General features: G+C 58.6%; 25 protein-coding genes. 17 read left to right on the top strand and 8 right to left on the bottom strand.

Annotation, left to right across the window (positions count from 1 at the left end):
• Positions 1 to 279 precede the first annotated feature (279 nt).
• From QEH57_RS03275 to QEH57_RS03245, 7 genes are all read left to right on the top strand, one after another.
• Positions 280 to 1,317 carry an alpha/beta hydrolase gene (locus QEH57_RS03275; RefSeq protein ID WP_309005247.1) on the top strand — a complete coding sequence of 346 codons (1,038 nt, stop codon included), beginning with the start codon at positions 280 to 282 and terminating at the stop codon, positions 1,315 to 1,317.
• 137 nt (positions 1,318 to 1,454) lie between these two features.
• Positions 1,455 to 2,279 carry a polysaccharide deacetylase family protein gene (locus QEH57_RS03270; protein ID WP_309005246.1) on the top strand — a complete coding sequence of 275 codons (825 nt, stop codon included), beginning with the start codon at positions 1,455 to 1,457 and terminating at the stop codon, positions 2,277 to 2,279.
• A gap of 391 nt (positions 2,280 to 2,670) precedes the next feature.
• On the top strand, positions 2,671 to 4,599 hold the full coding sequence (locus QEH57_RS03265; RefSeq protein ID WP_309005245.1) for an ATP-dependent endonuclease: 1,929 nt from the start codon (positions 2,671 to 2,673) through the stop codon (positions 4,597 to 4,599).
• 238 nt (positions 4,600 to 4,837) lie between these two features.
• A complete protein-coding gene (locus QEH57_RS03260) occupies positions 4,838 to 5,392 on the top strand; it encodes a hypothetical protein (protein ID WP_309005244.1) in 555 nt (184 codons plus the stop codon).
• Between the two features lie 3 nt (positions 5,393 to 5,395).
• The gene (locus QEH57_RS03255) at positions 5,396 to 6,517 is read left to right on the top strand and encodes a DUF4268 domain-containing protein (RefSeq protein WP_309005243.1); all 1,122 of its coding nucleotides are present in this window, start codon (positions 5,396 to 5,398) and stop codon (positions 6,515 to 6,517) included.
• A 189-nt stretch (positions 6,518 to 6,706) separates the two neighbouring features.
• Entirely contained in the window at positions 6,707 to 7,180 is a 474-nt protein-coding gene (locus QEH57_RS03250) for a nucleotidyltransferase domain-containing protein (protein WP_309005242.1), read from the top strand.
• Positions 7,158 to 7,505, top strand: a complete 348-nt coding sequence (locus QEH57_RS03245) for a hypothetical protein (protein WP_309005241.1) — start codon at positions 7,158 to 7,160, stop codon at positions 7,503 to 7,505. Before QEH57_RS03250 ends, QEH57_RS03245 begins: the two co-directional genes overlap by 23 nt.
• 53 nt (positions 7,506 to 7,558) lie before the next feature.
• Here the strand turns inward: QEH57_RS03245 and QEH57_RS03240 are convergent, their stop codons facing one another.
• On the bottom strand, positions 7,559 to 9,004 hold the full coding sequence (locus tag QEH57_RS03240; protein ID WP_309005240.1) for a PLP-dependent aminotransferase family protein: 1,446 nt from the start codon (positions 9,002 to 9,004) through the stop codon (positions 7,559 to 7,561).
• A gap of 87 nt (positions 9,005 to 9,091) precedes the next feature.
• On the opposite strand from QEH57_RS03240, the gene QEH57_RS03235 reads away from it, so the two are divergent.
• On the top strand, positions 9,092 to 9,760 hold the full coding sequence (locus tag QEH57_RS03235) for a pyridoxamine 5'-phosphate oxidase family protein (RefSeq protein ID WP_309005239.1): 669 nt from the start codon (positions 9,092 to 9,094) through the stop codon (positions 9,758 to 9,760).
• A gap of 67 nt (positions 9,761 to 9,827) precedes the next feature.
• Here the strand turns inward: QEH57_RS03235 and QEH57_RS03230 are convergent, their stop codons facing one another.
• Positions 9,828 to 10,262: a hypothetical protein gene (locus QEH57_RS03230; RefSeq protein WP_309005238.1), complete on the bottom strand. Its 435-nt coding sequence runs from the start codon at positions 10,260 to 10,262 to the stop codon at positions 9,828 to 9,830.
• Between the two features lie 192 nt (positions 10,263 to 10,454).
• Here QEH57_RS03230 and QEH57_RS03225 point away from each other — a divergent pair, with 192 nt between their 5' ends.
• The 6 genes from QEH57_RS03225 to QEH57_RS03200 all read left to right on the top strand — a co-directional run bounded on the left by QEH57_RS03225 (position 10,455) and on the right by QEH57_RS03200 (position 16,260).
• The gene (locus QEH57_RS03225) at positions 10,455 to 11,882 is read left to right on the top strand and encodes an arylsulfatase (RefSeq protein ID WP_309005237.1); all 1,428 of its coding nucleotides are present in this window, start codon (positions 10,455 to 10,457) and stop codon (positions 11,880 to 11,882) included.
• Between the two features lie 44 nt (positions 11,883 to 11,926).
• Positions 11,927 to 12,658, top strand: a complete 732-nt coding sequence (locus QEH57_RS03220) for an IMP cyclohydrolase (protein ID WP_309005236.1) — start codon at positions 11,927 to 11,929, stop codon at positions 12,656 to 12,658.
• A gap of 374 nt (positions 12,659 to 13,032) precedes the next feature.
• On the top strand, positions 13,033 to 13,713 hold the full coding sequence (locus QEH57_RS03215; RefSeq protein WP_309005235.1) for a PepSY-associated TM helix domain-containing protein: 681 nt from the start codon (positions 13,033 to 13,035) through the stop codon (positions 13,711 to 13,713).
• A 28-nt stretch (positions 13,714 to 13,741) separates the two neighbouring features.
• On the top strand, positions 13,742 to 14,272 hold the full coding sequence (locus QEH57_RS03210) for a DUF2271 domain-containing protein (RefSeq protein ID WP_309005234.1): 531 nt from the start codon (positions 13,742 to 13,744) through the stop codon (positions 14,270 to 14,272).
• A 67-nt stretch (positions 14,273 to 14,339) separates the two neighbouring features.
• Positions 14,340 to 15,146 carry a DUF4198 domain-containing protein gene (locus QEH57_RS03205; protein WP_309005233.1) on the top strand — a complete coding sequence of 269 codons (807 nt, stop codon included), beginning with the start codon at positions 14,340 to 14,342 and terminating at the stop codon, positions 15,144 to 15,146.
• Positions 15,147 to 15,252: 106 nt separating this feature from the next.
• Positions 15,253 to 16,260 carry an FAD:protein FMN transferase gene (locus QEH57_RS03200; RefSeq protein WP_309005232.1) on the top strand — a complete coding sequence of 336 codons (1,008 nt, stop codon included), beginning with the start codon at positions 15,253 to 15,255 and terminating at the stop codon, positions 16,258 to 16,260.
• 86 nt (positions 16,261 to 16,346) lie between these two features.
• Here the strand turns inward: QEH57_RS03200 and QEH57_RS03195 are convergent, their stop codons facing one another.
• Positions 16,347 to 18,452, bottom strand: coding sequence for a TonB-dependent receptor (locus QEH57_RS03195; protein ID WP_309005231.1), 2,106 nt, complete (start codon positions 18,450 to 18,452; stop codon positions 16,347 to 16,349).
• Between the two features lie 235 nt (positions 18,453 to 18,687).
• On the opposite strand from QEH57_RS03195, the gene QEH57_RS03190 reads away from it, so the two are divergent.
• A complete protein-coding gene (locus QEH57_RS03190) occupies positions 18,688 to 20,274 on the top strand; it encodes a glycerol-3-phosphate dehydrogenase/oxidase (RefSeq protein ID WP_309005230.1) in 1,587 nt (528 codons plus the stop codon).
• A 13-nt stretch (positions 20,275 to 20,287) separates the two neighbouring features.
• Here QEH57_RS03190 and QEH57_RS03185 read toward each other — a convergent pair whose 3' ends face one another.
• From QEH57_RS03185 to QEH57_RS03170, 4 genes are all read right to left on the bottom strand, one after another.
• Entirely contained in the window at positions 20,288 to 21,352 is a 1,065-nt protein-coding gene (locus QEH57_RS03185; protein WP_309005229.1) for a LacI family DNA-binding transcriptional regulator, read from the bottom strand.
• A gap of 104 nt (positions 21,353 to 21,456) precedes the next feature.
• Entirely contained in the window at positions 21,457 to 22,380 is a 924-nt protein-coding gene (locus tag QEH57_RS03180; protein ID WP_309005228.1) for a tyrosine recombinase XerC, read from the bottom strand.
• A 32-nt stretch (positions 22,381 to 22,412) separates the two neighbouring features.
• Positions 22,413 to 23,060 carry a MazG family protein gene (locus tag QEH57_RS03175; RefSeq protein WP_309005227.1) on the bottom strand — a complete coding sequence of 216 codons (648 nt, stop codon included), beginning with the start codon at positions 23,058 to 23,060 and terminating at the stop codon, positions 22,413 to 22,415.
• A gap of 105 nt (positions 23,061 to 23,165) precedes the next feature.
• Positions 23,166 to 24,014 (bottom strand): ThuA domain-containing protein, encoded by an 849-nt coding sequence (locus tag QEH57_RS03170; RefSeq protein WP_309005226.1) that lies wholly within the window; start codon positions 24,012 to 24,014, stop codon positions 23,166 to 23,168.
• Positions 24,015 to 24,162: 148 nt separating this feature from the next.
• Here QEH57_RS03170 and purE point away from each other — a divergent pair, with 148 nt between their 5' ends.
• Entirely contained in the window at positions 24,163 to 24,654 is a 492-nt protein-coding gene (gene purE, locus QEH57_RS03165; RefSeq protein ID WP_309005225.1) for a 5-(carboxyamino)imidazole ribonucleotide mutase, read from the top strand.
• The gene (locus QEH57_RS03160; RefSeq protein ID WP_309005224.1) at positions 24,651 to 25,775 is read left to right on the top strand and encodes a 5-(carboxyamino)imidazole ribonucleotide synthase; all 1,125 of its coding nucleotides are present in this window, start codon (positions 24,651 to 24,653) and stop codon (positions 25,773 to 25,775) included. The genes purE and QEH57_RS03160 overlap by 4 nt, the downstream gene beginning before the upstream one ends.
• Positions 25,776 to 25,845: 70 nt before the next feature.
• Here QEH57_RS03160 and QEH57_RS03155 read toward each other — a convergent pair whose 3' ends face one another.
• Entirely contained in the window at positions 25,846 to 26,613 is a 768-nt protein-coding gene (locus QEH57_RS03155) for an SCO family protein (protein WP_309005223.1), read from the bottom strand.
• Between the last annotated feature and the right edge of the window lie 128 nt (positions 26,614 to 26,741).

The following is a 26,741-nucleotide window of genomic DNA, read 5'->3' as shown; positions in this document are numbered from 1 at the left end:
TTTCCCCAGCGGACCGCCTCACAGCGGTCCGCTTTTTTTTTGCTTCATCCCCATTTTGCGGGGAGACGCTCTCGAGTGTAGGGCTGGCGCTCGCGCCACGCCGCAATGCAGGATATTAGAGCAGGGATCTGTGGCACGTCGCAAGCGACGGACCTACAGGTAAGCGGCTATCCGACTCCTTTTGGTGATGAACCTTTTTTTTGCTTCATCCCCTTCCCAAGCCGCCAAAGGCCGACGCTAAATCGCATCCAAGCCCCGCTTCGATTCGTAAACCCTTGCATGAAACCAGCCACTTTCCCCCTCGTTAAACTAGCCGGACTCCTGAGCCTAGCCGCCGCTTTCGCCGTCTCCTCGGCCCAAGCCCAGGAATCCAAGCTCCGTCTCGAAGACTGGGAATATCCATTCCCTGAATACACCTACCAATTCGAGAGCCAGCTCGAAAACCACGAGATGGTCTACATGGACCTCTTTCCCGAGAATGCGTCCAACGGCGAAACCGTCGTCCTCCTCCACGGCAAGAACTTCTCCGGATCCTACTTCCAGGAAACCGCTACCGCCTTGAGCGAACAAGGTTTCCGCGTCATCATGCCGGACCAGATCGGCTTCGGAAAGTCCACCAAGCCGGAACACTACCACTACACCTTCCAGCAGCTCGCCATCAACACCATGGGACTGCTCCAATCGCTCGAAATCGACAGCGCCCACATCCTCGGGCACTCCATGGGCGGCATGCTGGCCACCCGCTTCGCCCTCATGTACCCGGAGTTCACCGAAACGCTCACCCTGCTCAACCCCATCGGCCTCGAAGACTGGAAAGCCCTCGGCGTGCCCTACCGACCCGTCGAAGCCTGGTACCAGCAAGAGCTCGGCAAGACCGCCGAAAAGATCAAGGCCTACCAACTCAATTCCTACTACGACGGCAAATGGAAGCCCGCCTACGACCCCTGGGTCCAGCAGCTCGCCAGCTACCTCGACAGCCCCGACTACGCCCGCATGGCCTGGAACCAAGCCCTCACCTACGACATGATCTTCACACAGCCAGTCGTCTACGAATTTCCCAAACTGCAAATGCCCACCCTGCTCGTCATCGGCCAACGCGACCGTACCGCCCTCGGCAAGGACGCCGTTACCGCCCAAGAACGAGCCAAGCTCGGCGACTACTCCAAACTCGGCCAAACCACCCAAGACGCCATTCCCAACTCCCAACTCGTGGAACTTCCCGGCATCGGCCACCTTCCCCACATAGAAGCCTTCGACCGCTTCATCACTCCCTACCTGCAGTTCCTCGTCGCCCATTCCACCCCCCAGAGCAACTAAAGGCCTAACGAGAATCTCGCCGCCTCTGCCTGCCACAGGCAGAGCTCACCACCGCCGCCCTTGCGTTCAATAGCAAGGGCGCTTTTCCGCGAACTCCCACGTTGTCCCGGGCCAGCGAAACGCCTAGAACTCCCAGCATGCACCCAGCCCCACGCATCCTCGCCCTGCTCGTTCTGCTCTTCGCCCCAAGCATCTCTCCCGCCGAAACCGGCTTCCAGTGGCCCCATGGCGCCCAAGCCGCCGTCTGCCTCACCTACGACGACTCCCTGCCCTCCCAGCTCGACATCGCCTTTCCCCAGCTTCAAGCCGCCGGCCTCAAGGGCACCTTCTTCCTGCAGGCCAAAGCCGATACCATGGAAAACCGCTTGTCCGAATGGCGAGCCGTAGCCGCCGCCGGGCACGAGCTAGCCAGCCACTCCCTCGTCCACCCCTGCCGCCAAGGCCTCCCCGGACGCGATTGGGTAAGCGACGAACGCAACCTCGACCACTACACCATCGAACGCGTCCGCAGCGAGCTCCAGCTCACCAACACCCTGCTCAACGCCATCGACGGCAAAACCACCCGCACCTTCGCCTACCCCTGCGGCGACACCGCCGTCGCCAACGGCAGCCACTCCTTCCTACCCGTCACCCAAGAGCTCTACCTCGCCTCTCGCGGCGTATCGCCCCAGCTCCAATCCATGCGGGAACTGGACTTCAACAACACCCCCGCCTTCGACCTCTCCTCCCACGACTTCGCCCAGACGATCGCGTATTTGGAAGACTGCTACGAAAACGGCACCGTCGCCATCCTCCTGAACCACGGCGTCGGCGGCGACTACCTTGTAACCGACTCCCAACTACACCAAGAAATACTCGACTACCTCGCAGCCAACCAAGACCGCTTCTGGATCGACACCTTCCAAAACGTCATGACCCACACCCACGCCGAGTTCACCCGCCTCGGCTGGCCCGTGGAATAGGTAGGCTAACTAAGAGAGAACTGATCAACCGCCAGCTCACGGCTCTATTCGCTCTCATACGAATGCACAGGCCCCGACCACTTCCAACTAGGTGTAATGATTCGCCCCGAGTTACCGTTCAACTACAGCTGCCCACATACTGCAGATAAAGGCGGGTTAGGTAGAGATGAGATGGATTAGACCCTACGCTGCAAGATCCCATCACTATCGACTGGATCAGTATTTTTACCATTGTAGTACAAGGTCAGGTTCACCATTAATTCCACCAATAGAATCAAGGAGCAGCTCCAATCTGCGAACAAAAATACTCAGTCAACATGATGTCATTTGCTCCAATGCTGAGTATTCCCTGCCATCACAAGATAATTTGAAATCTGAATACAGTAAGTAGATGAAACTATCATCGGTCAGAATCCAGAACTTCCGCTCGTATAGCGACGAAACGATTCCCCTCGATAATTATACTTGTTTCGTTGGTCCAAACGGAGCGGGTAAATCAAATGTACTCTCAGCTCTAAACCTCTTTTTCCAGAATCCAACTTCTTCACTACCCAGCGTAAAGCAACTCGATTTGGAAGACTTCCACAATAAAAACGGAGAGAATCCGATTCGCATAACTGTTACCTTCAGGGATCTTTCGAAAGAAGAGAGCGAAGAGTTAAATCATTACGTCCGCCAGAACGAGTTAATCGTCTCTACCGAAGCTGTCTGGGATACGGATAAAAACGAAGCAAAAGTGAAGCAATGTGGCAGCCGACTAGGTATGCGTGCCTTTGCCGAAAGATATTTTTCAAAGTCTTCAAGCCCTGCAAAGGAACTCAAAGAGATCTTCAAACAGCTTAGAACTGAGTTCGATGGAATAGCTACCGCAACATCGAAGGTAGATATGGAGCAAGCCCTTCGAGATTACGAGGCTACTCACCGCGGGCAATGCGAGGAGCTTCAAAGTGAAGATGAATTTTATGGGGCTAATTCGGGAAAACTAAATCGATTTGTGCAATGGGTTTACGTTCCCGCCGTCAAAGAAGCGCAGGAGGAAGGAGAGGAATCAAAGAAGTCGGCGCTTGGTCAACTACTCGCCAGAACGGTACGGCAGAAGACCAATTTTGGAGAAAAACTAGAGGAACTGAAAACCGATACCCTGATCGCCTACAGAAAACTGCTGAATGAAAATCAATCGGCACTGGATGACGTAAGTCGCAATTTGCAGAATCGTCTCGCTGCTTGGTCACATCAAAACACCACATTAAACCTGGAATGGCTAACGGACTCTGCCAAATCAGTTCAAGTACAGGACCCCAGCGCAGGAGTTTACACAGGTGAGGGCAAATTCTCCGGCAAGCTATCGAGAATGGGGCATGGGCTTCAACGATCTTACCTACTCGCTCTTCTCATCGAGGTCGCAAACGTGGAGTCAGACAATCAGCCTACACTCATCTTCGCATGCGAAGAGCCTGAGCTCTACCAGCATCCTCCACAGATTCGACGACTATCCGAGGTGTTCACTAATTTGGTCGAAACAAATTCGCAGGTCCTAGTGACCACCCATAGTCCGCATTTCGTCAAAGGAAAAGATTTTGAAAATGTCCGGCTACTTCACAAGGATCTACGCACAGGACAATCCAAGCCTTCATATTCATCCAGCAACGATATAAGCAACTACTTAAACAAGCATCGTCAGCATAGAGAGATCTACAATCCATCAGGTCTCAGGGTAAAAATCAATCAGTCGCTGCTTCCCCATCTAAATGAAATGTTCTTCTGCCGGTTTCCCGTTTTCGTCGAGGGGCTGGAGGACGTCGCTTTCATAACAACGGCGCTGCATATCTTCGATCTCTGGGACGACTTTCACGCATCCGGTTGCCATTTGATTCCAACGAATGGCAAAAATCACCTCATACATCCCGTAGCCATAGCAAACAAACTAGGTATTCCTTTCTTCTTAATCTTTGACTGCGACTCAAATCAAATAGGTAAAAATCGAGAAAAACAAAAACTGGACAACCTCATCCTGTTCAGTCTCGTCGGCCATAGCACTGTAGACGCTTTTCCTACAGACGGTTACCTATCCGCCAACTGCAAAGCATGGCCAGTAAACATGGGAAAATCAGTGGAAGCTGACTTTTCGAGACAGGACCTTTGCAAACATATGCAGGAAGCCCGACGGAGATGCGGGGGAGCAGGACAAATAGCGAAAAACTCTATGTTCATCAGCGAATGGTTAACCATCGCATCTGAATCTGGCCATCGCTCGCCCACACTCGAAAATCTCTGCAAGTCAATTATCAGAGCAGCCACCCAAATTCAACTGCCTGCTTAAGATGCTCGAATCTCTTCTGAATTTCTACAAAACTAACACCGCTCTGGCGTCTATTCTATTCACGACTCTTTCGACCGTTTCGCTTGGCACGTCCGCCTACCTCTGGAAAGAAAAATACAACCGAAAGAGAACTCTCCGCAAAGTCCTTTGCCATCTCCTAAATCTCTATTGGTGTCAAAAGGAGCTCAGCGATTTCGATCGTACCTTACGCAGCAGAATATCTTCCCTGCTGAGAAGATTGACTACAAAACACTTCCCACAAGCGAACGATGAGGAGGTGAGTGAAGTCCTCAAACAGATCGAACCGATTATTTCGGAAATGTCAGGGCTCGCATCGATTCAGTTCAACTACCCCGTCGAATCGTATCACTCCGACTTAGAGGAACTCTCCAAAGACTTTCCTGTATTGGCATTTCAGCTACGCGGAATCGAAAACATAGCCAAGATTCATCAACAGCTTTTATCATTGGTTCGCAGTTCATTCACTGAACTAGATGATGGCACGACGGAACGGCTATTCAAAGGCACCGCCATGCAAAGCGACGATGCAAACAAGCTTCTCGAAGCACGAATAAAAACGACAGCCCGCAAAGTCAGCTATTTGATGTTCGCCAAAATCAGTTGTTTCACACTGAGGAGGATCAAAAAGGCCGATAAAGTCGGAGAATCTGAATTGCAAAAGCAAATGGACGCCTACGAAGCCAATTTGAACGAATTCATGCAGGAGTTAGTCTCGACTCAATCCACTTCCTTCGAATCAGCTCCAACCCCATCAATAGTTCCAACGACCTAAACCATGTACCGTATCGATTCCCATTCCAACAATATCGTACAGCTCGAAGAAAAGCGATTCGGCGAGCTGGGATTCACCGAACGCGGACACTTGCAGGAATGGATTTCCAAGTGCCCTTCATCCCTCGGAGAGGAACTGCTCATTATTCAGAAGGAGTTCGACGGCTTCGATGAAACCCGGGAGCGACTGGACCTTCTGGCCCTAGACAAGAACGGAAAGATAGTTGTAATCGAGAACAAACTTGATGACTCAGGCCGAGACGTCGTCTGGCAGGCCCTCAAATACGCTTCCTACTGCTCGTCCTTGAAGACCAGCCAAGTCATCGATATTTTCCAGAGCTACCTAAACAAGTATCAAGGTTTTGGAGACGCCAAAGAACTAATCTGCGAGTTTTTGGATACGGAAGACTTGTCTGACGTAACGCTCAACCCTGGCAGTGACCAACGCCTCATCCTTGTATCCGCAAAATTTCGACGCGAAGTGACGTCTACTGTTCTTTGGCTTCTGCAGAAGGGCGTAAGCGTACAGTGTTTTAAAGCTACACCTTACCAACACGGCGACCAGCTTTATCTCAAACTCGAACAAATCATACCTACCCCTGAATCAGCCGACTTCATGATCGGTATCTCGGAAAAGGAAAAAGAGCAGCAAACTACTGAAAGGGTGAAAGCGAACCGCCATATCCTCCGATTGGATTTCTGGAGGGTTATGCTCGATGAATTTGAAAAGCAGGGCATTCCTCGTTTTGGGAACGTGAACCCCACAAAGGACCACTGGCTAAACGTCGGTTCTGGAGTGGCCAACGTAACTTTGGGCGTGATTTTTTCAAAGACAGAAGCCCGGGTTCAAGTAAATCTAACTCGAGCTAGCCAGGAAGAGAACAAAGCCGTCTTTGATTTCCTATCAAGCAAACGCGAGTCGATCGAAGAGGATTTCGGAGCGTGCTTAGAGTGGCACCGAATGGACGAAGCAAAGTCCTCTCGAATAATCTACCGTAACCCGTTCGATGGATACAACCGCGATAGTTGGCCCGAGATGATCCTATGGATCAGTGAACACATCCAACTCTTGGGAAAGGCTATCACCCCTCACCTGCAAACAGCCAAGCAAAGACTACGGAGCTAAAACCTCACTAAATCGACAAACTTAAGAATCCAATTTGTACTATAATTCAGTACATCTGTACTTATTTTTCGTACATTCATGGCGACTCTACACTCATTTTTCCCCAAAGCCCGGGCGGAGATCTTTCGCCTTTTGCTCGTAGATCCTGACAAAAAACTCCACCTTCGGGACCTCGCTCGACAGAGCGGAATGGCTGTAGGAGCTCTGCAGAAAGAAGTGCAACGACTCGAAGAGCTGGAACTGATCACGTCCCGTCGCGACGGCAACCGACTTTACTTCCGAGCCAACGAATCCCATCCCATCTATCCAGAGCTACGTGGCATCGTCGAAAAGACCAGCGGACTCGCGGACCAACTCTCCGAAGCAATCAAAGAAATGGCAGGTATCGAACTCGCATTCGTGTTCGGTTCGACAGCCCGCGGTGAAGCCAAGGCGAACAGTGATATCGACTTTTTTGCGATTGGTAATGTCGGCCTTCGAAAACTCACACCGAAATTAAGGCCCGTATCCGAATCCTTAGGACGCGAAATCAATCCCTACACCATCTCCGCCAAGAGTTTTTCCGAGAAAGCGAGCAGTGGAGATGCGTTCATCGAGAGTGTGCTGAACGCTCCAAAACTCTGGGTCAAGGGCAGCGACGATGAGCTTGCAGCAATGGCATAAAAACGGGTGGCTCAAGCTCCACAACACGACGCCCTTGCAGATCAAGGAGCTGTGGGAAATCGCCGAGCGTGATTTAAAGGATGCCCAAACGGCCCGACTCTCAAGCGATTGGCAATTTGGCATCGCCTATAACGCAGCTCTCAAACTCTGTGCCATCTTACTCTACGCCGAAGGCTATCGAGCCGACAAAAACCTAGCCCACTACCGCACCCTGCAGTCCCTCCCTTACGTCCTAGGCAAGGAGCACCAAGAGGACGCCGACTACCTCGATACTTGCCGCGTCAAGCGCAACACAGCCGAGTACGACCTCGCACCTCCCATCTAGAAATTCACACGGACCGTATGCCTAAATAGTACGGGCCCGCCACAAACGGCGACCTATCGCCCCGCCCTCTCAAGCGCCTCACGTAGGCCCTTCAGGGCCGCTCCCATCTTCTCTTCGCTGAACGAGGAAAAACCGAACATCATCCCGTCACGCTCTAGCGGCGCCGGTCCGTAGCTCGAAATCGACATGAAAACATAACCTCGCCTCCGGCCTTCCTCGGCCAAGCGCCGCGCGTCGACGGGCTTCCGGTAAAAGCCGACGAAATGCATGCCGCCGTCCGTGACACCGAGCTCGAACCAATCGCCCAAGAGCTCCTCCACACGCCCAGCCAACCATCGGCTGCGCTTCTCGTAGAGCTTGCGCATCTTTCGCAGGTGACGCGCGTAGTGGCATTCGCGCATAAAATCCGCCAGCGTCGCCTGCAGAGAAACCGGCGGATTCATCGCGCCCGCTTTCCAAAGCGCTAGAAAATCAGGATACACCGCCTTCGGCACCACCAAGTACCCAATCCTAAGGTCCGGAAACATCGATCGCGTAAACGTACCCAAATACAAAATACGCTCGCTAGCCGATAGCCCCTGCATCGCCGGCAAGGGCTTCCCACGAAAGCGAAACTCGCTGTCGTAGTCGTCCTCCAAGATCCAGGCCCCAGTCTTTTCGGCCCACTCCAGCAAAGCCGCTTGACGCCCCACCGGCATCGCCACTCCCAGAGGGAACTGCCGTGCCGGGGTGGCCACCACCAAACGCGGACAATCCCGCAAAGCCTCAAGGGCGTCCACCCGCATCCCCAGCTCGTCCACCGGCAACGGACAGATCTGCGCCCCGTTTAGGCGAAAGGAACTCGTGATCCCGCCATAGCTCGGGTTCTCCAGGGCCACCGCATCGCCGGGCTTCACCAAAGCCCTCGCCACCAGCTCGATTCCCGGCTGGCTACCGCTCAAAATTAAAATCTGTCCCGCTTCGCAACGCACCCCACGCTGCGTGCTCAGGTGGGCGGCAATCGCTTCCCGCAAGCCCGCATATCCGCCTTCCCCATGTCCGTAGTTGTTGAGCGCATACGGCGAACCTCGCAACTGCTTCGCGTAGAGCTTTAGCCATAGCTCCATCGGAAAGGCCTGCAAATCCGCGCTCCCCGACAAGAACGGAGGCTGCTCCACGTACCGAGCGCCCGCGCCGCCTTCGCGTTTCCCTTCCTTGCCGCTAGCCTCTGCAACTCCTTGCGCCCGAAAAAAGCGCTCGGGCAACTCCGCCGCCACGAAGGTCCCCGCGCCGCGACGCGTTTCCAGATAACCCTCCGCGATCAATTGCTCGTAGGCCTGCGTCACCGTGATCCGCGCCACCCCATACCGCAAAGCCAACTCCCGGCTGGACGGCACCTGCTGCCCCGCCTTCAGCTTCCCGGAACGCACCGCGTCGCGGAACGCCACATAAACCCGCTGGTACGCGGGCAGCTTGCCGCGACCGAGTCGAGGCACGCTAGTGGACTTATTATTTTTCATAAAAGTGGATCTATTCCTAACGCCACTACTACGCTATCATCCAGCCCGAAATCAAAATTCGAACCGACAAACCCATCCCGATCTCCCATGACCTGTCCCTTCGCAAAAACCGAACGCTCCACGCCTAACCGCGCCCCCAAGCGGGTCACCTTCGAGCGCCAGCCGGTCTACGCCGTTATCGATGCCGCTCCCATCTGCCACGTGGGCTTCAGCCTGCCAAACGGCCAACCCTTCGTGATCCCAACCATCCACGCCCGCAGCGGCGATACCCTCTATTTCCATGGCTCCACCCAAAGCCGACTCCTGCAAGCCATCGCTTCGGGAAACCCGATCTGCTGCACCTTCACCTTCCTCGACGGCATCGTGGCCGCCCGCTCCGCCATGCACCACTCCATGAACTACCGCTCCGTCGTCGCCTTCGGCAGCGGACACCTGCTCAGCGACGAAGCGGAACGCTGGGAAGCCTTTCGCCTCACCGTGGAAAAGCTCATCCCCGGGCGCTGGGAAAATTGCCGCCAGCCCAACGAAGCCGAGTCAAAGGCCACCGCCATCGCTGCCCTGCGCATCGAGGAGGCCACGCTTAAAGTCCGCAGCGGTCCGCCCAACGACGTCGCCTCCGACCTCAACGGGCCTTACTGGGCCGGCGTCGTCCCTACTCAAAGCGGCTACTCGGCGCCCATTCCCGATGGCCAGATGCCACCTGATACCAGCACGCCGCCACATATCGAGCAGCTCCTCAAAAACGCTGCCACGTAGTCGACGCCGCTTTCGAGGTGCGCCCCTGGATCGCCCAGCTTCCTGTGAGGAAAGATCGATTAATCGATCACTCTGTCGCCGCGGCCACTCCAGCGAGGAGCGGCTTCACGGGCGCGCTCGCCTCGCTCCCAGAAACCTCCGCCAGAAAGTGCTCAGGTTTCAGAGTCTGGACGGCTCCCATTGCCATCTGGTGGCGGATCTTAGCGTCGAGCAAAGCGGCAAAGCCCACCGCTGAACCCTTGCCCGCTTGATACAGCTCCTCCCGGCCTTGGTAGATTGTTTCTTCCATCAAGGCCGCGTAGCGAGCTAGGGCCGCGACCAGCTCTTCGGAACGCTGGTACTCCACGAAAGGACTCGCCTCGACGCCAGCGATGTCGACCGACTCCAAGTAGGCGATGATCGCTGCAGCGTGCTTGTCGCTTTGCAAAAGTTTGAAGGCATCGCCCGCATGCGCGAGCGTGGTGAACGATATCAGGCATGAAACAATGGCGATTTTCAACATGCCCTTAACGTAGCATCGCCAGCGCCAAGCTGAGCGAAAAAATTCCGCCCCAAAGAATCTGATACATCCTTTACAGATGCCTTCCTCAGCCAACACTCGAAGCCCCCCACGCAATCCTCATACCATTAGCGCCGCTCACCCCTAGCCACCCAGCTTCGCAGCCCCAAACTACCCCCCCAACGATATAAAACAATGCGACTCCTCTGCCTCACCTTCGCCCTCCTTGCCGCCTCAATCTCCTGGGCCAGCCCAAAACCAAACATCATCTACATCCTCGCCGACGACCTCGGCTACGGCGACCTCGGCTCCTACGGGCAAAGCCATTTCCAAACGCCCCATCTGGACCAGCTCGCCGCCCAAGGCCTCCGCTTCACCCAGCACTACTCGGGCAGCACCGTCTGCGCCCCCTCCCGCTGCGCCCTCCTCACCGGCCAGCACGTCGGGCACGCCCCCGTCCGCGGAAACTTCGAAGTAAAGCCCGAAGGACAACTTCCCATGCCCGCCGACACCTACACCATCGGCCACCTGCTCCAGGATGCCGGCTACACCACCGGCGTATTCGGAAAGTGGGGACTAGGCGCTCCGGACACGGAAGGCGAACCGCTCAAGATGGGCTTCGACCGCTTCTACGGCTACAACTGCCAACGCCAAGCCCACCACTACTATCCCTACTTCCTTTGGAACGACGGCCAACGCGAAATCCTTTGGGACAACTTCGGCACCGAAACCGGAACCTACGCGCCGGACCTCATCCAAGAGCAAATCCTCGACTTCATCGAAACCAACCAAGACCGCCCCTTCTTCTGCTACTACGCCCTCATCCAGCCCCATGCGGAAATGCTGGCGCCCGAGGAGTACATGGAAAAACATCGCGGAAAGTACCTTCCCGAAAGCTCCTACCAAGGCACCGACAGCGGCCCTAGATTCCGCAAAGGCCCCTACGCTTCCCAACCCGAAGCCCACGCCGCCTTCGCCGCCATGGTCAACCACATGGACGACGACATCGGCGAACTCCTCGCCAAGCTCGACGAACTCGGCATCGCCGAAAACACCCTCGTCATCTTCAGCTCCGACAACGGCCCGCACCAAGAGGCCGGGCACGACCCCGACTACTTCGGCTCCAACGGCAGCCTGCGCGGCTACAAGCGCGACCTCTACGAAGGCGGCATCCGCGTGCCCATGATCGCCAGCTGGCCCGGCACCATCCCCGCCGGCGCCGTCTCAGACCACCTCTCCGCCTTCTGGGACGTCCTGCCCACCCTCGCCGACGTCACTGGACGACCCGTACCGGAAAGCACCGACGGCATTTCCTTCCTGCCCGAGCTGCTCGGCCAGGACCAGCAAGCAAAACATTCCTACCTCTACTGGGAGTTCCACGAGCGCAAAGGCCGCGTCGCCCTCCGCAAAGGAAACTGGAAAGCCGTCCGCTACGACGTTTCCGTCGATCCCCACTCGCCGCTGGAGCTCTACGACCTCGCGAACGACCCCGGCGAAACGCGCAACGTCGCCGACGCCCACCCCGAACTCGTCAAGGAGCTCGACCGTCTCATCCAGCAGGCCCGCACCCCCTCCCACATCGAAAAATTCAATTTCCCGAAATCCGGCAAGCCGCGGAAATAATTTAGATTGCCCCGCCTCGGCAAATGCCAAACCTCTGCCGCCCTATGAGCGCTTCAGAAATCGCATCCGCCACCCTCCAGTCCCACGTCGCCGGAAATCCCTACCCCGGTCGCGGCCTCGTCATCGGCAAGTCCGCCTCGGGCGATGCCTGGCAGCAAGTCTACTGGATCATGGGCCGCAGCCCCAACAGCCGCAACCGCCAGTTCTCGCTCGAAGGCGCCACGCTCAGCACCGAGCCCTTCGATCCCTCCAAGGTCGAGGATCCCAGCCTCATCATCTACGAAGCCATGCTCGAACTGCCCGGCCAGTTCCTCGTTTCCAACGGCGACCAAACCCGCACCCTCTGCGACGGCCTCGCCGCCGGCAAGACCGCCAAGGAAGCCCTCTCCACTCGCGACCGCGAACCCGACGCCCCTAACTACACGCCTCGCATCACCGGCCAACTCGACCTCACCGGCGATTCCCCCGAGATCGGCCTCTCCATCCTCAAGGCCAACAAGATCGACCCCAAGTATTCGGATCGCCACTACTACTACCCGCAAGAGCCAGCCAACGGCATCGGCTACGGACTCACCACCTACATGGGCGACGGCAACCCGCTCCCGACCTTCAACGTCGACCCGCTGCTCCTCCCCATCGCGGCCACTCCCGAAGAAACGCTCGAGCTCTACTGGAGCGCCCTCGACGAAGACAACCGCATCTCGCTCGCAGTTAAGGAAATCGCCCTCGACGGCTCCTCCTCCCGCGTCGTCCTGCGCAACAAATACACCAAGTAGCGCGGTGCTTCAGCCCGCGTCTCCAAAGACCACCAATTCTCCCCTAAACGCTAGCCACCTCGGCTAGCGTTTTTTCATGCACACTCTCCTTCGTCGCTCGGCGAACAACACGCGCAAAAAATCCCGCTACGGGCGCTGAAAATCCGCTACGGGGTAGTCCCCTAAGCCGAATTCTAGTAAACCTTCCGTCGCCTAAACGCTAAAGCGAACCATCCAACTTCCTACAACCGACCATGCCAAAATCCGATCTTACCAGCAAGCGACCTTGCTCCGCTTTCGCCCAGCGATTGCCGGTAAAGAAGGTCCCGTTCCCTGCGGGTGCCCTCCGATAGCCCGATCGTCCAACCGACGCCCGAGCGACCTTTCCCGATCCAATGCCTACCGCCACCAGTCCTGAGTCCGCCACTCAAACTCACCCAAAATCCAAATCGAGACCCAAATCCGCCAAAGCCTACTGGACCAAACAATTCTATATTTGGCACTGGGTGAGCAGCGCCATCTGCCTCGTGGCCATGATCCTCTTCGCAGTCACTGGTATCACCCTCAACCACGCGGGCCAGATCAAGGCGACCCCGACCGTATCCGAATTAACGGTCGACCTCCCTCCTGACTTGCTCGATCAAATTCGCTTCCAGGACGGCGAAGAAACCGAGCAGAAACAGCCCCTGCCACGCGAATTGCGGCTTTGGATCGACCAAGAGCTCGACATCGCCGTGGGCGGAAAAGCCTACGAATGGTCGGACGTCGACATCTATGTCGACCTGCCCCGACCGGGCGGTGACGCATGGATGAGCATCGACCGCGAAACCGGCGAGATCATCTACGAAAAGACCACCCGAGGCTTCATCGCCTACCTCAACGACCTTCACAAAGGCCGTAACACCGGAGCCGCTTGGGTCCTGTACATGGACATCTTCTCCGTCGCTTGCGTGGTCTTCTGCCTCACCGGCCTCGCCTTGCTGTGGGTGCACGCCAGACGTCGCCCGAGCACTTGGCCCATCGTAGCCGCCGGCTTCCTCATTCCCTTCCTCGTCATCGCCATCTTCGTCCATTGACGGAAGAGCCACTGCCTTGAACACATTCATGAACGACCGAAAACTGAAGACCCTCGCCACCTTGACCTTGCCAAGCCTCACCGGCCTCGCCGGGTTGCAGGCTGGAGAATTGAGCGCCTCCATCGAGATCCCTCGCCTCGACGTAGCCGAATACCATCGCCCCTACGTCGCCGCTTGGATCGAGTCCGAAGAGCGCCAGCTGATTACCCACCTCGCCGTATGGTACGACATCGAGATGAAGGATCGCGAAGGCGAAACCTGGCTCAAGGACCTCCGCCAATGGTGGCGCAAAGGCGGCCGCGCCACGGAGCTACCCATCGACGGCGTCACGGGCCCCACCAAACCGGTCGGCTCCCACGAGCTGAGCTTCGACCTCGGCCAGAGCGCTATGGTGGAGCAAGCCCCCGGAACCTACTACTTCGTCGTCGAAGCCTCTCGAGAAGTCGGCGGCCGAGAGCTCCTGCGCATCCCTTTTCAATGGAGCGAAACCCCAGCCGGCCAAGGAGAAGCCACCGGGGAGCGAGAGCTCGGCAAAGTCACCCTAGAAATTTCTCGTTAGCCCGCCCCAAGCGGCCTCCATCCAGCCAACGCCATTTCCTGATACCAACACCGCTTAATTCGTCATTATGAAACAACTCAAGCAAATTGCCCTCGTCACAACGATAGCCGCCCTGGCTTCCAGCGCCCTCGCGCACCGCCAGTGGATCCTGCCTTCGACCTCCGTTCTCTCCGGAGAAGACCAATGGATCTCCGTCGAAGCTGCCATCTCCAACAACCTCTATTTCCCCAACCACCACGCCATCGGCTTGGACAACATCACCGTGCTAAGCCCGACCGGCAAAGCCCTGCAAAAGCAAAGCGCCGCAGAGGGCAAAATCCGCAGCACCTTCGAACTCCAGCTCGAAGAGCCCGGTAGCTACCGCATTTTCAGCGGCCGCTCCGGCATGTTCGCCTCCTGGGAAGAAAACGGCGAGCGCAAGCGCCAGCGCGGCAGCGCCGCAGACTTTGCCGCCATGGATCTTGCCTCCCTGGAAAAGCTTCAACTTCGCGAAAACGCCAGCCGCGTCGAAACCATCGTTACCAGCGGAGCTCCAAGCGAGATCGCCGTATCGGGCGAAGGCCTCGAATTCGAATTCCTCACCCATCCGAACGATCTCTATACCGGCGAGTCGGCCTCCTTCCGCGTCTTGCTCAACGGCAACGCGACCGCGGGTGTCGAAGTGACAGTCGTGCAAGGAAACGACCGTTTCCGCAACGAAGCGGGAGACCAGACCTTCGTCAGCGACGAGAACGGCCTCATCGAAATTCCCTGGAAGCAGGCAGGCCGCTACTGGATCAACGCCAGCGCTCGCATCGATGGCGGCGACTTCCGTGGCTTTCCCCTCGCCCGCAGCGCCAGCTACACGCTCACCGTAGAGGTGCTGCCTGAATAAGGCTCGCCGTCTCCGCTCTCTCACAAAATTCTTCGATCGCTCTCCTGCCCGCCAGGAGAGCGATTTCGCATTCTCCCAATCGCCAAGCGCGCACCTCGACTCCACCGTGAGCCAAGCTACAGAAACCCTCGTATTCATACCGGAAGACATAAGCTCCGCCCGCAGCGGAGCCTTTCGCGCCGACTGGCAGATGCGCTCCCTCGCGGGCGAAACGATGGGGACCCACTGGTCCGCCAAGTTTTCGTCGCCCGAGCAGCTCGACCTTCAGGCCATCGAACTGTCAATCACCCAAAATCTGGATACAGTCATTTCCCAAATGAGCCCATGGGAAACGGATTCCGACCTTCGTCGCTACCAAAAGGCCGCCTCAGGCAGCTGGTGCGCTTTTCGTCCGGAAGCCTTTCACGTCCTCGAACGAGCCCTTTCCATCGCCCAGGAAACCGACGGCGCCTACGACCCGACTTTTGCCACCGCAGTCGACTTGCTCGGATTCGGTCCGTCACCGCATAGTGGATACAGCTACGCATCCCCCGAAGTCCAACAGGCCTTCGCCCAAGCTGGATACCAAAAGGCAGCGCTCTCTGCCGAAACGAACTCCCTCTTCCAACCGGGTAACCTCAGAGTCGACCTCTGCTCCATCGCCAAAGGATTCGCCGTCGATCTCGTCTGCCAACGCCTGCGCGAGCTCGGCCTGGAAAACTACCTCTTCGAAATCGGGGGCGAAGCCAAAGGCCTTGGCTGCAAGCCGGATGGGCTCCCTTGGCTCTACGAAATAGAGCCGCCCCCAAACGCAAAAGCCAGTCTGTCCAAAGCGCAGGTCGCGCTCTGCGGCCTGGCGGTCGCCACCTCTGGAAACTACCTTCGCTACGAGCAGCGCCACGGCCAAACCGTGGCTCACATCGTCTCCCCTCGCTGCCAAGACGGAGACGATAAACTCCTAAGCGTATCCATTTTTCACGACAGCTGCATGGAGGCCGACGCCTACGCCACCGCCCTCTTTCTTCTCGGCGCCGAAGCAGGCCTCGCCTTCGCCGACAAACGCAATCTCGCCGCCCTCTTCCAAACCGCAGACGACCTCCTCTTGAGCGGCCGCGCTCGAAAGTTGCTCGGCTAATCCACCGAAACCCCAAAAAAGGCCAACCCTCTCAGGCTGGCCTTTCTTAGTGTGGGGAAAGGGCGTTACACCCGTTCTGCAGCAGGCTAGAAGCTATAAGTAGCGGTCAACCAGAGCCTGCGAGGCTCCTGGCTGTTTGCATAGAGATTGGTATAGCTGATCGCGCCAGTCCCCGTGTTGCTCACATAAGGGCGGTAATCTACGAAGTTCTTGTCGAAGAGGTTATAGATGGTGGCATTGAGAGTGAGGGACTCGTTGATTTCCCAATCTCCCCCGAGGTGAAACAAGCTGTAGGCCCGATAGTTGCCCCAAGTATCCTTGGCCAAGGAGGTGGAACTGCGATCTGGCGAACGGTAGCGCTCGCTGCGGTATTCGCCGCTCAGCCAAAACGAATAATCTTCTCCAGCGTTCCACTTCAGACGGCTATTGAGCATATGCTTCGGCGTGGCGTAGAGAGGCTGTCCTGCGCTCTCGCCGCTTTTCTGCTCGCTCTCCGTATACGTGTAGTTGGCTTTCAATGACAAGCGGGAAGAGAAATCGATACGGGTCGTAGCCTCCATGCCGTAGGTTTCCGCCTCGTCAACATTGATCGACTGGGAAAACTCGTCCACGAGCGGCCAGTATCCGTAGTCGACGGAACCGGGGCGATTCGGGTCGGAGGCCCAAGTTGCATTGAGCAAGCCGGGACCGCGAGCGATCTTATCGTCAAACGAGTTGTGGAAAACCGTCACGCCAGCCCGAAAGCCCTCCAGGTTGTCGTACATCGCCACCAGTTCTGTGGTGACGCTGGTCTCGGGCTCGAGATCCGGCGAACCGATATTCGGGATCGTCCCCTGTCCAGTGAAGCCAATGATGCCCTCCGCGATCTGGTCGAGGCGCGGCACCTTGAAGCCCTTGCTAACGCCACCCTTGAACGACCAATTCGAAGTCGCGTTCCAAACAGCGTAAGCGCGCGGGCTCGTGTGCTGCCCAAACTGGCTGTGGTCGTCCAAACGAGCGCCAAGAGTCAAACGCAAGGACTCAGCGAGCTTCCATTCGTCTTCGACGAAGAGAGCCCATTGGGTTTGCTGGTAAGGCGCGGGAGCCACGCCGTCTACCATTTCCGCGTCCCACCACTGGGCGCCAATCACCAACGAATGCGATTCGTTTGTATTCACCAAAGCCTTCACGTCGAAAACGATGTTCTCGTTCGTCAGGTCGCGCGCGCTGCCGGGCTCCTTGCCTGGCGTACCCGAAGGAATAACCCGTCCAATGGTCTCGGTCTCGTTCTGCATCAGGCTGGACTCCAACTGCACGTCGCCCAGCCTCCAAGTGTGGGCCAAGGTCAATTGGCTACGGTTGAACTTAAGCTCTTCCGCATAACCTCGCACGCCTAGGGTACCGAGCTGAGCTTCAGAGTTATCGTAGGTCTGGCGATTGATGTCGGCATCGAACCAAAGGTCATGATCACGGCTGCCAAGCAGGTTCAAGCGAGCCCCTGCCGAGTAGACGTCGGCCCCGACCGGGCTGGGACCACGCTTGCTGACTTCAAGCTCCTCTCCGTTCTCGTCAAGGTAGCTAAGGTCGGAGGCCTGGCGATTGAAGAAGCTGCCGCGCAAGGTCAGCCCCAGCTTGTCCACAAACAAGGGGCCTGTTGCATAAAAATTGGTCTCGGCGGTGTTTCCGAAATCGGAGTCGCCCTGCAAGGTTCCACCCGCCGTCACGCTCCCGCTCCAAGCGCTCTCGCCGCGGCGAGTAATGATATTAACGACGCCCCCCATCGCGTCCGACCCGTAAAGCGTCGACATCGGCCCTCGAATAACCTCGACCCTGTCGATCGCCGAAGCGGGCGGCAGGAAGCTGCTCGAAGTTTCGCCAAATCCATTGGGAGTGATATTGCCTGCCGCGTTCTGGCGACGTCCATCTACCAGTATCAAAGTGTAGTCGCTGGGCATTCCACGCATGCTGATGTTAAGCCCCCCTGTCTTGCCCGCAGAGGCGCCCACGTCGATTCCTTCAACCGTCGACAAAACATCCGCAAGGCTGTTGATCCGTGTCGCGCCTAGGTCTGCAGAGGTCAGCACCGATATGCTGGCCGGAGCTTGGGCGATGCTCTGCTCGAAGCCCGCAGCCGTCACCACCACGGCATCCAGCTCCACCGCCTCGCCTTCCAAGCTCGGCTGGTCGACTTGAGCCCAGCTGGTCGAAACCATCCCCACTAGCGTAGTCGCGAACGTGATACAGCAGGCTTTTAAACAGCGCTTCCGTTTATAGTTGTGATAAGTCAGCATTTTCATTTCGGCCACAAGATGCCAGAAAACTCAATTCGGCCGCTACCCCAAGAGGGACGAATCCAGCCCCGAGCGGGATAAAGGGCGCTCGCTGAAGTTCAATTCCGCTCGCAACTTCGCTCTTCCCTCTGCCCCTGTATTCCTTAGAACTCTACCCGTGAATCGCGAGAACGCCCTCTCTACCCTCCGTTCCCAAAACGAGCCTTTCGATATCCTAATCGTAGGAGGCGGAGCCACCGGCCTCGGCACCGCCGTCGACGCCGCCACCCGCGGCCACACGGTCGCCCTCATCGAGCAGGCCGACTTCGCCAAGGGCACCTCCTCCCGCTCCACCAAGCTGGTACACGGCGGCGTGCGCTACCTCCGCCAAGGCAACGTCTCCCTCGTGCTCGAAGCCCTGCGCGAACGCGGCTACCTCTACCGCAACGCTCCCCACCTCGTGCACGACCAGGCCTTCGTCATTCCCAACTACCATTGGTGGGAAGGTCCCTTCTACGGCGTCGGCATGAAAGTCTACGATGCCCTCGCCGGAAAGCTCGGACTGGCCTCTTCCAAAACCCTTTCGCTCGCCCAAACCATCGAACGCATCCCCACCATCGAGACCCAAGGCCTCACCGGCGGAGTCGTCTACCACGACGGACAGTTCGACGATTCCCGCCTCGCCATCAATCTCGCCCAAAGCGCCGCCAAGCACGGCGCCGTCGTCGCCAACTACACCCAGTGTATCCAGTTGCTCAAGACAAAGGACAATCTCGTTCGCGGAGCCCTCGTCGAAGATCAAGAAACGGGAGAACGCTTCGAGATTCTCGCCAACGCAGTCGTCAACGCCACCGGCGTATTCGCGGACACACTACGCCAACAGGACGACCCCAACGCCGCCCCCATCATTTCCGCCTCCCAAGGCATCCACATCGTGCTTCCGAAGAAATTCCTCCCCAACGATGCCGCCATCATGGTGCCCAAGACCGAGGATGGCCGCGTCCTCTTCGCCGTCCCCTGGCACGACCGCGTCGTGGTCGGCACCACCGACACGCCTCGCGACGGAAACTCCCTCGAACCGCGAGCCCTGCAATCCGAGCGCGACTTCATCATGGAGCACGCCGCCAAGTACCTCGCCCACGATCCGCAGCCCGAAGACGTGCTCTCCATCTACGCCGGCCTACGCCCGCTCGTGAAGTCGGGCGACTCCTCCAACACCGCCGCCCTCTCCCGCGACCATACCATTCTCATATCCGACTCCGGTCTGCTCACCGTTACGGGCGGCAAATGGACCACCTACCGCAAAATGGCCGAAGACGTCGTCGACCACCTCGAGATCCTCTCCGGCATCGAAGAATTGCCCTGCTCCACCAAGCAGCTACCCATCTACGGCGCCACCCAAGATGCCATCGCCGAGGCCAACCTCGCTCCCTACGGCTCCGCTTCCCAAGCCATCCGTAAACTCATCCGCGAACAGCCGAACTCCTCCGCCCTGCTTCATCCCAAGCTTCCCTACCAGGAAGCGGAAGTCCTCTACCACGCCCGCACGGAAATGGCCCGCAGCGTGGAAGACGTGCTGTCCCGCCGTACCCGAGCCCTCCTGCTCGACGCTCGGGCCGCCATCGAAGCCGCCCCACGCGTAGCCGCGTTGCTGGCTACCGAACTGGGACGCGAGGCGACCTGGGCAGCCCAACAGGTCGAAAGCTTTACCCGACTCGCCCAAGGCTACGACTTCCTGCATCCGGACTCGGTAGGCCAAAGCTGACCACAAGGCCAGCTCAGCGCTCCTCCACGGACTTGCGAACAACCAGCTCCGTCGGGAAAACCACAGACTGCTGCGTCCCCTCGCCCTCGACATCCTCGCCGTCGATGCGCTTGAGCAACATCGAAACAGCCTCCATGCCCATCTCGCGCAGCGGCTGCCGCACCGTCGTCAAGGGCGGCATCGAGACGCGGGCAATCAAAGTATCGTCGAATCCGGAAACCGAAACATCCTCCGGCACGCGAAGGCCCGCCGCGGAAAGCGCTTCCACGCATCCCAAAGCCATCTGGTCGTTCGCGCAAAAGATCGCGTCCGGCAACGCTTCACGGGGATTATCCTGTAACCATTCCGTCATTACAGCCCGCGCTTCCACATCGCTGTAGGCCATGGACTTCAGCAGGGATTCCTCGAACGCGATCCCCGCCTCCGACAAGGCCTGCTTGTAGCCAGCGATACGCCGTTCGGCTCCCACGAGTCCTCGCGGCCCCGCCAAGTGCAGGATGCGGCGGTGCCCCTTCTCGATCAGGAAGCGCACCATTTCGTAGGCGCCCTTCTCCTCGTCCGACTCGAGGTTTACGATGCCTTGTATATCCACGTTGGAGTGCAGGGAAACGCAAGGCATGTCCGCGTTCATCCCTTTGGCGAATTCCTCGCCCACGATCGGGGCGATGAGGATCATCCCGTCGATGCGTCCGTCGAAGGCCCGTTCCAGCTGTTCCTTGGCGTCCGACCAGGTATCCAAAGTAAAGACCGTCACGTTTTGCTTGTGCTTGGACGCGCCCGCGATGATCCCGTTGAAGACCTCCAAGAAGTAGTGGTTCAACTCCAAGCCCTCCACCACGATAAAGGTGCCGATCGTATTCATGCGACGGTTCACGAGGGCCCGGGCCGCGATATTCGGTCGATACCGCAGATCGGCGGCCGCCTTGCGAATCCTCCGTTGCGTTTCCTCGGAAATGCGAACGGAAGAGTTTGAGCCATTGAGAACGGCTGATACTGCCATTGCTGATACGCCAGCCTCTCGGCCAACATCAGCAAGCGTGGGGGGGCGCTTGCCCTTTTTTCTAGCGGGTTGTGGCATTGGTTAAAGCTATGAACGGAAATCCGTCCCACGCTTGCAACCTGTTTCTCCCTAGCGCCTTGGAAATCCCCGCCCCGCCGCAGCCGCTATCGGCAACCGCATCGCTACGCTCTGGGATGGGCCTGGTCGAAGGCTTCCTTGAGCCGACCGATGTTCACGTGCGTGTAGATCTGGGTCGTGGACAGCTTCGCATGCCCGAGCAGCTCCTGCACCAGCCGCAGGTCCGCCCCATTGTCCAAAAGATGCGTCGCGTAGGAGTGGCGGATCTTGTGCGGGCTCAGGTCCATGGGAAGCTCCGCCAAGGCCAGGTATTTCTTCAACAGCAGCTGCACCGCCCGCGGATTCCACTTCTTCCCCGAATTGCTCAGCACCACGGGATCCAGAAACGCCGTCCCCACCGCGAACTCCCGTCTCCACTTATCCAATACAGCCAGCGCCACCCGACCGAGCGGACAAATGCGAGACTTGCCTCCCTTGCCCACGATCCGGGCCACTCCCTCGTCGAAGCTCACTTGCCCGTAGGTCAAGTCGCACAGCTCGCTCACGCGAAAGCCAGCCCCGTACAGCAGCTCCAGCACCAGCCGGTCCCGCCACGCCTGGTAGGGAGGGATCGCCTCGTTCTCCAGCAGGCGCATGGGGCCGTCGATCAAAAGCTTCACCTGCTTCACCGTCATGAAGGCCGGCAGCTTCTTGGGCAGCTTGGGCAATACGATCCCCTGCAAAGGATTCGTCTCCAGCTTCCCCTGGCGGATCCAATACTTGAAGAAGGTCCGCAAGCCCGAGACGTAGTTGTGCACCGTACGCCGCGACACCCGATTCTGCTGCTCGATCACGAAGTCGCGAGCCGTGCGCAGGTCGACCTTCTCCAAGTCGCCGCTCCAAGAAGTCTCCGCATCGAGGAAACGAAAAAACGCCTCCAGCGCCGTCTGGTAGTTGCGGGCCGTGTAGGCCGAAAGCCGACGCTCGCCCGACAGGTGCCGCACAAACGGCTCCATCCAGCGCTTCCGCCAAGCTTCCTCCTCGCTCATGCCACCTTTGGATTCCGGCCCGACGCCGGGACTCAACTTGCGTCCGCTTCCAAGGGCGCCACCAAGGCGTCGCTCTCCGCCATCACGCGACGGGCAAACTTGCGCGCCGCGCTCTCCGGATCGATCCCCTTCAGGCGGCAAGCCGCCGCGATTTCGAACAGGATGTGTCCAGCCGCCTCCTCGTCCAATTCCTCGGCCATGGCCTCGATCGCCTCCATGTCCACGCAGTCGCCCACCGGCAACGCCTTCTTCTCGATCTGCTTGAAAACGTCGTAGGCGAAGAGCAGGGCGGGAAGCGCCGGCGGCAGGTCCTTGAACTGGGAAGCGCTCGCTGGCTTGTTCGCCTTTTCCGTGGCCTTGATCTCGTCCCATTGCTTGAGCACCGCATCGGAATTGTTCAGGTCCACGTCGCCAAACACGTGCGGATGGCGGCGAATCAGCTTCTCGTTGATCTCCTCTGCCACCGCCTCGAAGTCGAAATGCCCCGCTTCCTTGGCCAGCTGGGCATGGAAAACCACCTGCAGCAGCACGTCCCCTAGCTCCTCGCGCATGTGGTCCATGTCGAGCTTGTCGATCGTCTCCAACAATTCGCTACACTCGTCGACCAAGCACTGGGCGATCGACTGGTGATCCTGTTCCATGTCCCACGGACAACCGCCAGGTCCCCGTAGACGAGCCATCGTTTCTACCAATTCTTCAATTGCACTCACGCCCGCCATCAAGCCGAGCCGCTCCCGCCAAGGCAATTCCCGAATGGAAGCAGCTCCGGCCAAAACCGCGCCCCGCTAACGCACAGAGGGAAAATCCGTACCGGGAAAATCCGCCGGCACCGGGCGAGTCACCGCCCCCGTGGCCGCCCACTCCAGACCGCGGAAAAGCGTTTCCAGGAAGCCCACGCATTTCATGGCTGGCGGCGTCTCGGTATCGTCGGCTCCCACATGGCCCAAGGTCGTATGGAAAATCCGCCCCTTGCCATACTCGATGGCCATCAGCATCGGCTCGTTCTCGCCCGTGCCCTTGTCGATCTCCGGCCCCGCGATGGCCGTCGCCAGCACCGTCAGGTTCTGGGCCGGTCCGCGCAACTGGCTGTACTGCTCGTCGATCGCGTGCAACCAAGCCTCGGGCAGCCCCTGCATCACCGGATGCTCGGGCGAGCGGGTCTCTACCAAATACTCGAACGGCTCCGGATGCATGGCTTCGCCGGGACCGGGGTCCAAGACCATGGAGCCTTTGCGCCAGCGCACCTTGGGCCCCGAGCTTTCGTCGCGACCGCCCCAGCCGCCGACGCCGATCATCTCGTTGAACTCCGGCCAATCGGGGAAGGCGTTGTCGGAAGCGTGAAAGGAAACCAATCCACCGCCTTCCTCCATATAGCGAACGAAAGCGGCGCGGCATTCCTCCGGCCAGCGATCGCCCTCGTAGTCGAGCAAGACCACGTCGTAGTCGCTCCACGCCGGAGCGAAGCCGGAAAAGTCGCCGCCTGCGGCAGGGGATACCAACGTATCCACTTCGAACATACCGTCGCCGCCGACAGCGGCTTGCAGCGCCTGGCTGCTCACCTTCCAGTTATGCCACTGGTTGGATTGGCCGGTAAGCAGGAGAACCTTGATTTTCTGGGAATCGGATTTTTGCATAAGCGTTCGGGGGTTCGATCCGCACCCTAGGAAATCGGCAGCCACAATCCAGCCTATAGTCTGCTACAACACGAGAACGAAGGCCTGCTTTTTCCCTTGCCCGTGGCGAGCGCAGATTGCTTATTCGAGCCCACTTAATCGCAAAGCCATGTCAGAAAAAACACCTCTCGTCGGAATCATTATGGGCAGCAACTCCGACTGGCCCACCCTTTCCCAAGCCGCGGACGTGCTCGACTCGTTCGCCGTCCCCTACGAAGCAGAGGTCGTTTCCGCCCACCGCACGCCGGAAAAGATGTACGACTACGCCAAGACCGCCAAGGCCCGCGGCCTCAAGTGCATCATCGCAGGTGCCGGCGGAGCCGCCCACCTGCCCGGCATGGTTTCCGCACTCACCACCCTGCCCGTCCTCGGGGTCCCCGTCGAATCGAAGGCCCTCAAGGGACTCGACTCCCTCCTTTCCATCGTGCAAATGCCAGGCGGCGTGCCCACCGCGACCTTCGCGATCGGAGCCGCCGGCGCCAAGAACGCCGCCCTCTACGCCGTATCGATCCTCGCCCTCGGCGACGATTCGCTCAGCCACAAGCTCGACACCTTCCGCGACGAGCAAAAGGCCAAGGTCGAAGCAATGGAGCTCAAATGATTACTCCCGGATCCACCCTAGGCATTCTCGGCGGCGGACAACTCGGCCGCATGACAGGACAGGCAGCCCGCTCGCTCGGTTACGGCTTCGTCGTCTTCGAGCCCCAGGACCGCTGCCCCGCCGGCCACGTGGCCGACCTCGAGATCAACGCCAAGTACTCCGACAAGTCCGCCCTCGAGCTCCTCGCCGAGTCCTCGGACGTGGTCACCTACGAATTCGAGAACGTTCCCGTAGAAGCGACCCGCGAACTCGAACAGAAGGTCACCCTCCACCCGCGCCCGGAAATCCTGCACATCTGCCAAAACCGGGAACGCGAGAAGAACTTCCTGCGCGACTCCGGCATTCCCTGCGCCCCTTTCGCCATCGTCGACTCCCTCGAGGACCTCGACAAGGCCATCGCCGAAATCGGCACCCCATCCGTCCTCAAGACCGCCGCCTTCGGCTACGACGGCAAGGGCCAGCTCAAGATCAGTAGCGAAAATCCGGATACCGCCGCGATCTGGAAGGAATTCGGCGAACACCGCGCCGTGCTGGAAGGCTGGATGGACTTCACCATGGAAATCTCCGTCCTCGTCGCCGCCAACGAGCAAGGCGAGATCTCGACTTTCCCCGTCGCCGAAAACATCCACACCAACCACATCCTGGACTACTCCATCGTCCCGGCCCGCATCTCGCCCGAGCTCCGCGCCGAGGCCGAAAAGCTGGCCAAGGAAATCGCCCGCAAGCTGGGCTTGGTCGGACTGCTCGGCGTCGAGCTCTTCGTCCTGCGCGACGGCAGCATCGCCGTTAACGAGCTCGCTCCCCGGCCCCACAATTCCGGCCACTACACCATCGACGCCTGCGTCACCTCCCAATTCGAGCAATTCGTGCGGGCCGTCTGCGGCCTGCCGCTCGGATCCACGGAGCTGCTCAGCCCCGTCACTATGGTCAACATCCTTGGCGACGCCTGGATCGGCCGCGAGCCGGACTTCGCCGAGCTGCTCAAGCACCCTTCCGCCAAGCTCCACCTCTACGGCAAGGCCCAAGCCCGAGCCGGCCGCAAGATGGGACACTTCTGCGTCCTCGCCGACTCCGCCGAAGCCTCCTACGAGCTAGCGAAAGAGCTGAAGCAGAAGCTGTAAGCCCGTAGCGCCGAGCTTCAGCCCGCGGCCGCGTTGCAGGAGCTATCCTCCACAACGCGAGCATCCTCGCTTACAGCGCCTTGGCAGCTTCCAAAAAGGCCATCGGGTCCCAGGCCTTCTTGACCGAGCGCATCACAATCTTGCGGTCGCGTCCCACCAGCACCGTCGCCAAGCTGTGCACGATGTCCTCGCCCGTATCGATATGGGTCAAGGCCATGCTCTTGATCAGCTGGCGCACCGCCGCCCGCTCCCCCGTCACGAAACGGAAGTTCTCCCCGTCGATCCCGTACGCGTCCGCAAAAGTGCGCAGCACGCTGGGGGTGTCGTACTTCGGATCCAAGGTCACCGAGATGAACTCCAGATCCTCCAGCCCGGCCTCCTTCGCGAGGCGCTGCATGGTCGCCATCTTCGAGGTCGAGAGCGGGCACATTTCCGCATCCGTGCAGCGGGTGAAAATGTAGTTGAGCATGAAGGGCTTCCCTTCGTAGCGGGTCGGCGTAACCGTTTCCCCATACTGGTCGACCAAAGCGAATTCGGGAAACGCATCCCCCTCCGCCAAGTAGTAGCCGGATCCCAAGTCGTCCACCGTCTTCGCCAAGCGCTTGTTGACCCGACGCATGGTTGCCGCCGCCTCGTCGTCGATTTTCCAGATCTTGATCAAGCGAAAGCCGCCGTCCTCGTCGCGCACCATGCGGGCCTTGATCTGGTCGCCTTCCTTGAACGTCTTCACGTCGCCGGCGCTCACGCGAAAGACCATTGTCATCGCCTGCATGAATCCGGGGATCTCCTCGTGGGCCACCGTCATCTCGACCTTCTCGCTGTCGACAGCCTGAACCACTCCTAGAAGCGCATAGCCTTCCTCATTTTCATCTTCTTGACTTTCGTTTTTTTGGGCGCATCCCAGAAGCCCTGCCGAAGCCGACGCGACTAGCAGCATTCGAAAAAGGAAGCTTTTCGTAAGCGAAT

Origin of the sequence: Pelagicoccus sp. SDUM812005 (assembly GCF_031127875.1) — a bacterium.
GTDB lineage: Bacteria > Verrucomicrobiota > Verrucomicrobiia > Opitutales > Opitutaceae > Pelagicoccus.
Note: the sequence above shows the minus strand (reverse complement) of the source record. Positions and strands in the feature narration are given on the sequence as shown.

Excerpts from the sequence above, each read along its gene's own strand:
- QEH57_RS03245 (WP_309005241.1), top strand. The coding sequence starts at position 7,158 with ATGAGCTTGCAGCAATGGCATAAAAACGGGTGGCTCAAGCTCCACAAC.
- QEH57_RS03175 (WP_309005227.1), bottom strand. The coding sequence starts at position 23,060 with ATGGCTCGTCTACGGGGACCTGGCGGTTGTCCGTGGGACATGGAACAG.
- QEH57_RS03250 (WP_309005242.1), top strand. The coding sequence starts at position 6,707 with ATGGCTGTAGGAGCTCTGCAGAAAGAAGTGCAACGACTCGAAGAGCTG.
- QEH57_RS03240 (WP_309005240.1), bottom strand. The coding sequence starts at position 9,004 with ATGAAAAATAATAAGTCCACTAGCGTGCCTCGACTCGGTCGCGGCAAG.
- QEH57_RS03185 (WP_309005229.1), bottom strand. The coding sequence starts at position 21,352 with ATGCCACAACCCGCTAGAAAAAAGGGCAAGCGCCCCCCCACGCTTGCT.
- QEH57_RS03210 (WP_309005234.1), top strand. The coding sequence starts at position 13,742 with ATGAACGACCGAAAACTGAAGACCCTCGCCACCTTGACCTTGCCAAGC.
- QEH57_RS03180 (WP_309005228.1), bottom strand. The coding sequence starts at position 22,380 with ATGAGCGAGGAGGAAGCTTGGCGGAAGCGCTGGATGGAGCCGTTTGTG.
- QEH57_RS03235 (WP_309005239.1), top strand. The coding sequence starts at position 9,092 with ATGACCTGTCCCTTCGCAAAAACCGAACGCTCCACGCCTAACCGCGCC.
- QEH57_RS03275 (WP_309005247.1), top strand. The coding sequence starts at position 280 with ATGAAACCAGCCACTTTCCCCCTCGTTAAACTAGCCGGACTCCTGAGC.
- QEH57_RS03230 (WP_309005238.1), bottom strand. The coding sequence starts at position 10,262 with ATGTTGAAAATCGCCATTGTTTCATGCCTGATATCGTTCACCACGCTC.
- QEH57_RS03265 (WP_309005245.1), top strand. The coding sequence starts at position 2,671 with ATGAAACTATCATCGGTCAGAATCCAGAACTTCCGCTCGTATAGCGAC.
- QEH57_RS03220 (WP_309005236.1), top strand. The coding sequence starts at position 11,927 with ATGAGCGCTTCAGAAATCGCATCCGCCACCCTCCAGTCCCACGTCGCC.
- QEH57_RS03205 (WP_309005233.1), top strand. The coding sequence starts at position 14,340 with ATGAAACAACTCAAGCAAATTGCCCTCGTCACAACGATAGCCGCCCTG.
- purE (WP_309005225.1), top strand. The coding sequence starts at position 24,163 with ATGTCAGAAAAAACACCTCTCGTCGGAATCATTATGGGCAGCAACTCC.
- QEH57_RS03160 (WP_309005224.1), top strand. The coding sequence starts at position 24,651 with ATGATTACTCCCGGATCCACCCTAGGCATTCTCGGCGGCGGACAACTC.
- QEH57_RS03225 (WP_309005237.1), top strand. The coding sequence starts at position 10,455 with ATGCGACTCCTCTGCCTCACCTTCGCCCTCCTTGCCGCCTCAATCTCC.
- QEH57_RS03270 (WP_309005246.1), top strand. The coding sequence starts at position 1,455 with ATGCACCCAGCCCCACGCATCCTCGCCCTGCTCGTTCTGCTCTTCGCC.
- QEH57_RS03195 (WP_309005231.1), bottom strand. The coding sequence starts at position 18,452 with ATGGTTTCGACCAGCTGGGCTCAAGTCGACCAGCCGAGCTTGGAAGGC.
- QEH57_RS03170 (WP_309005226.1), bottom strand. The coding sequence starts at position 24,014 with ATGCAAAAATCCGATTCCCAGAAAATCAAGGTTCTCCTGCTTACCGGC.
- QEH57_RS03255 (WP_309005243.1), top strand. The coding sequence starts at position 5,396 with ATGTACCGTATCGATTCCCATTCCAACAATATCGTACAGCTCGAAGAA.
- QEH57_RS03215 (WP_309005235.1), top strand. The coding sequence starts at position 13,033 with ATGCCTACCGCCACCAGTCCTGAGTCCGCCACTCAAACTCACCCAAAA.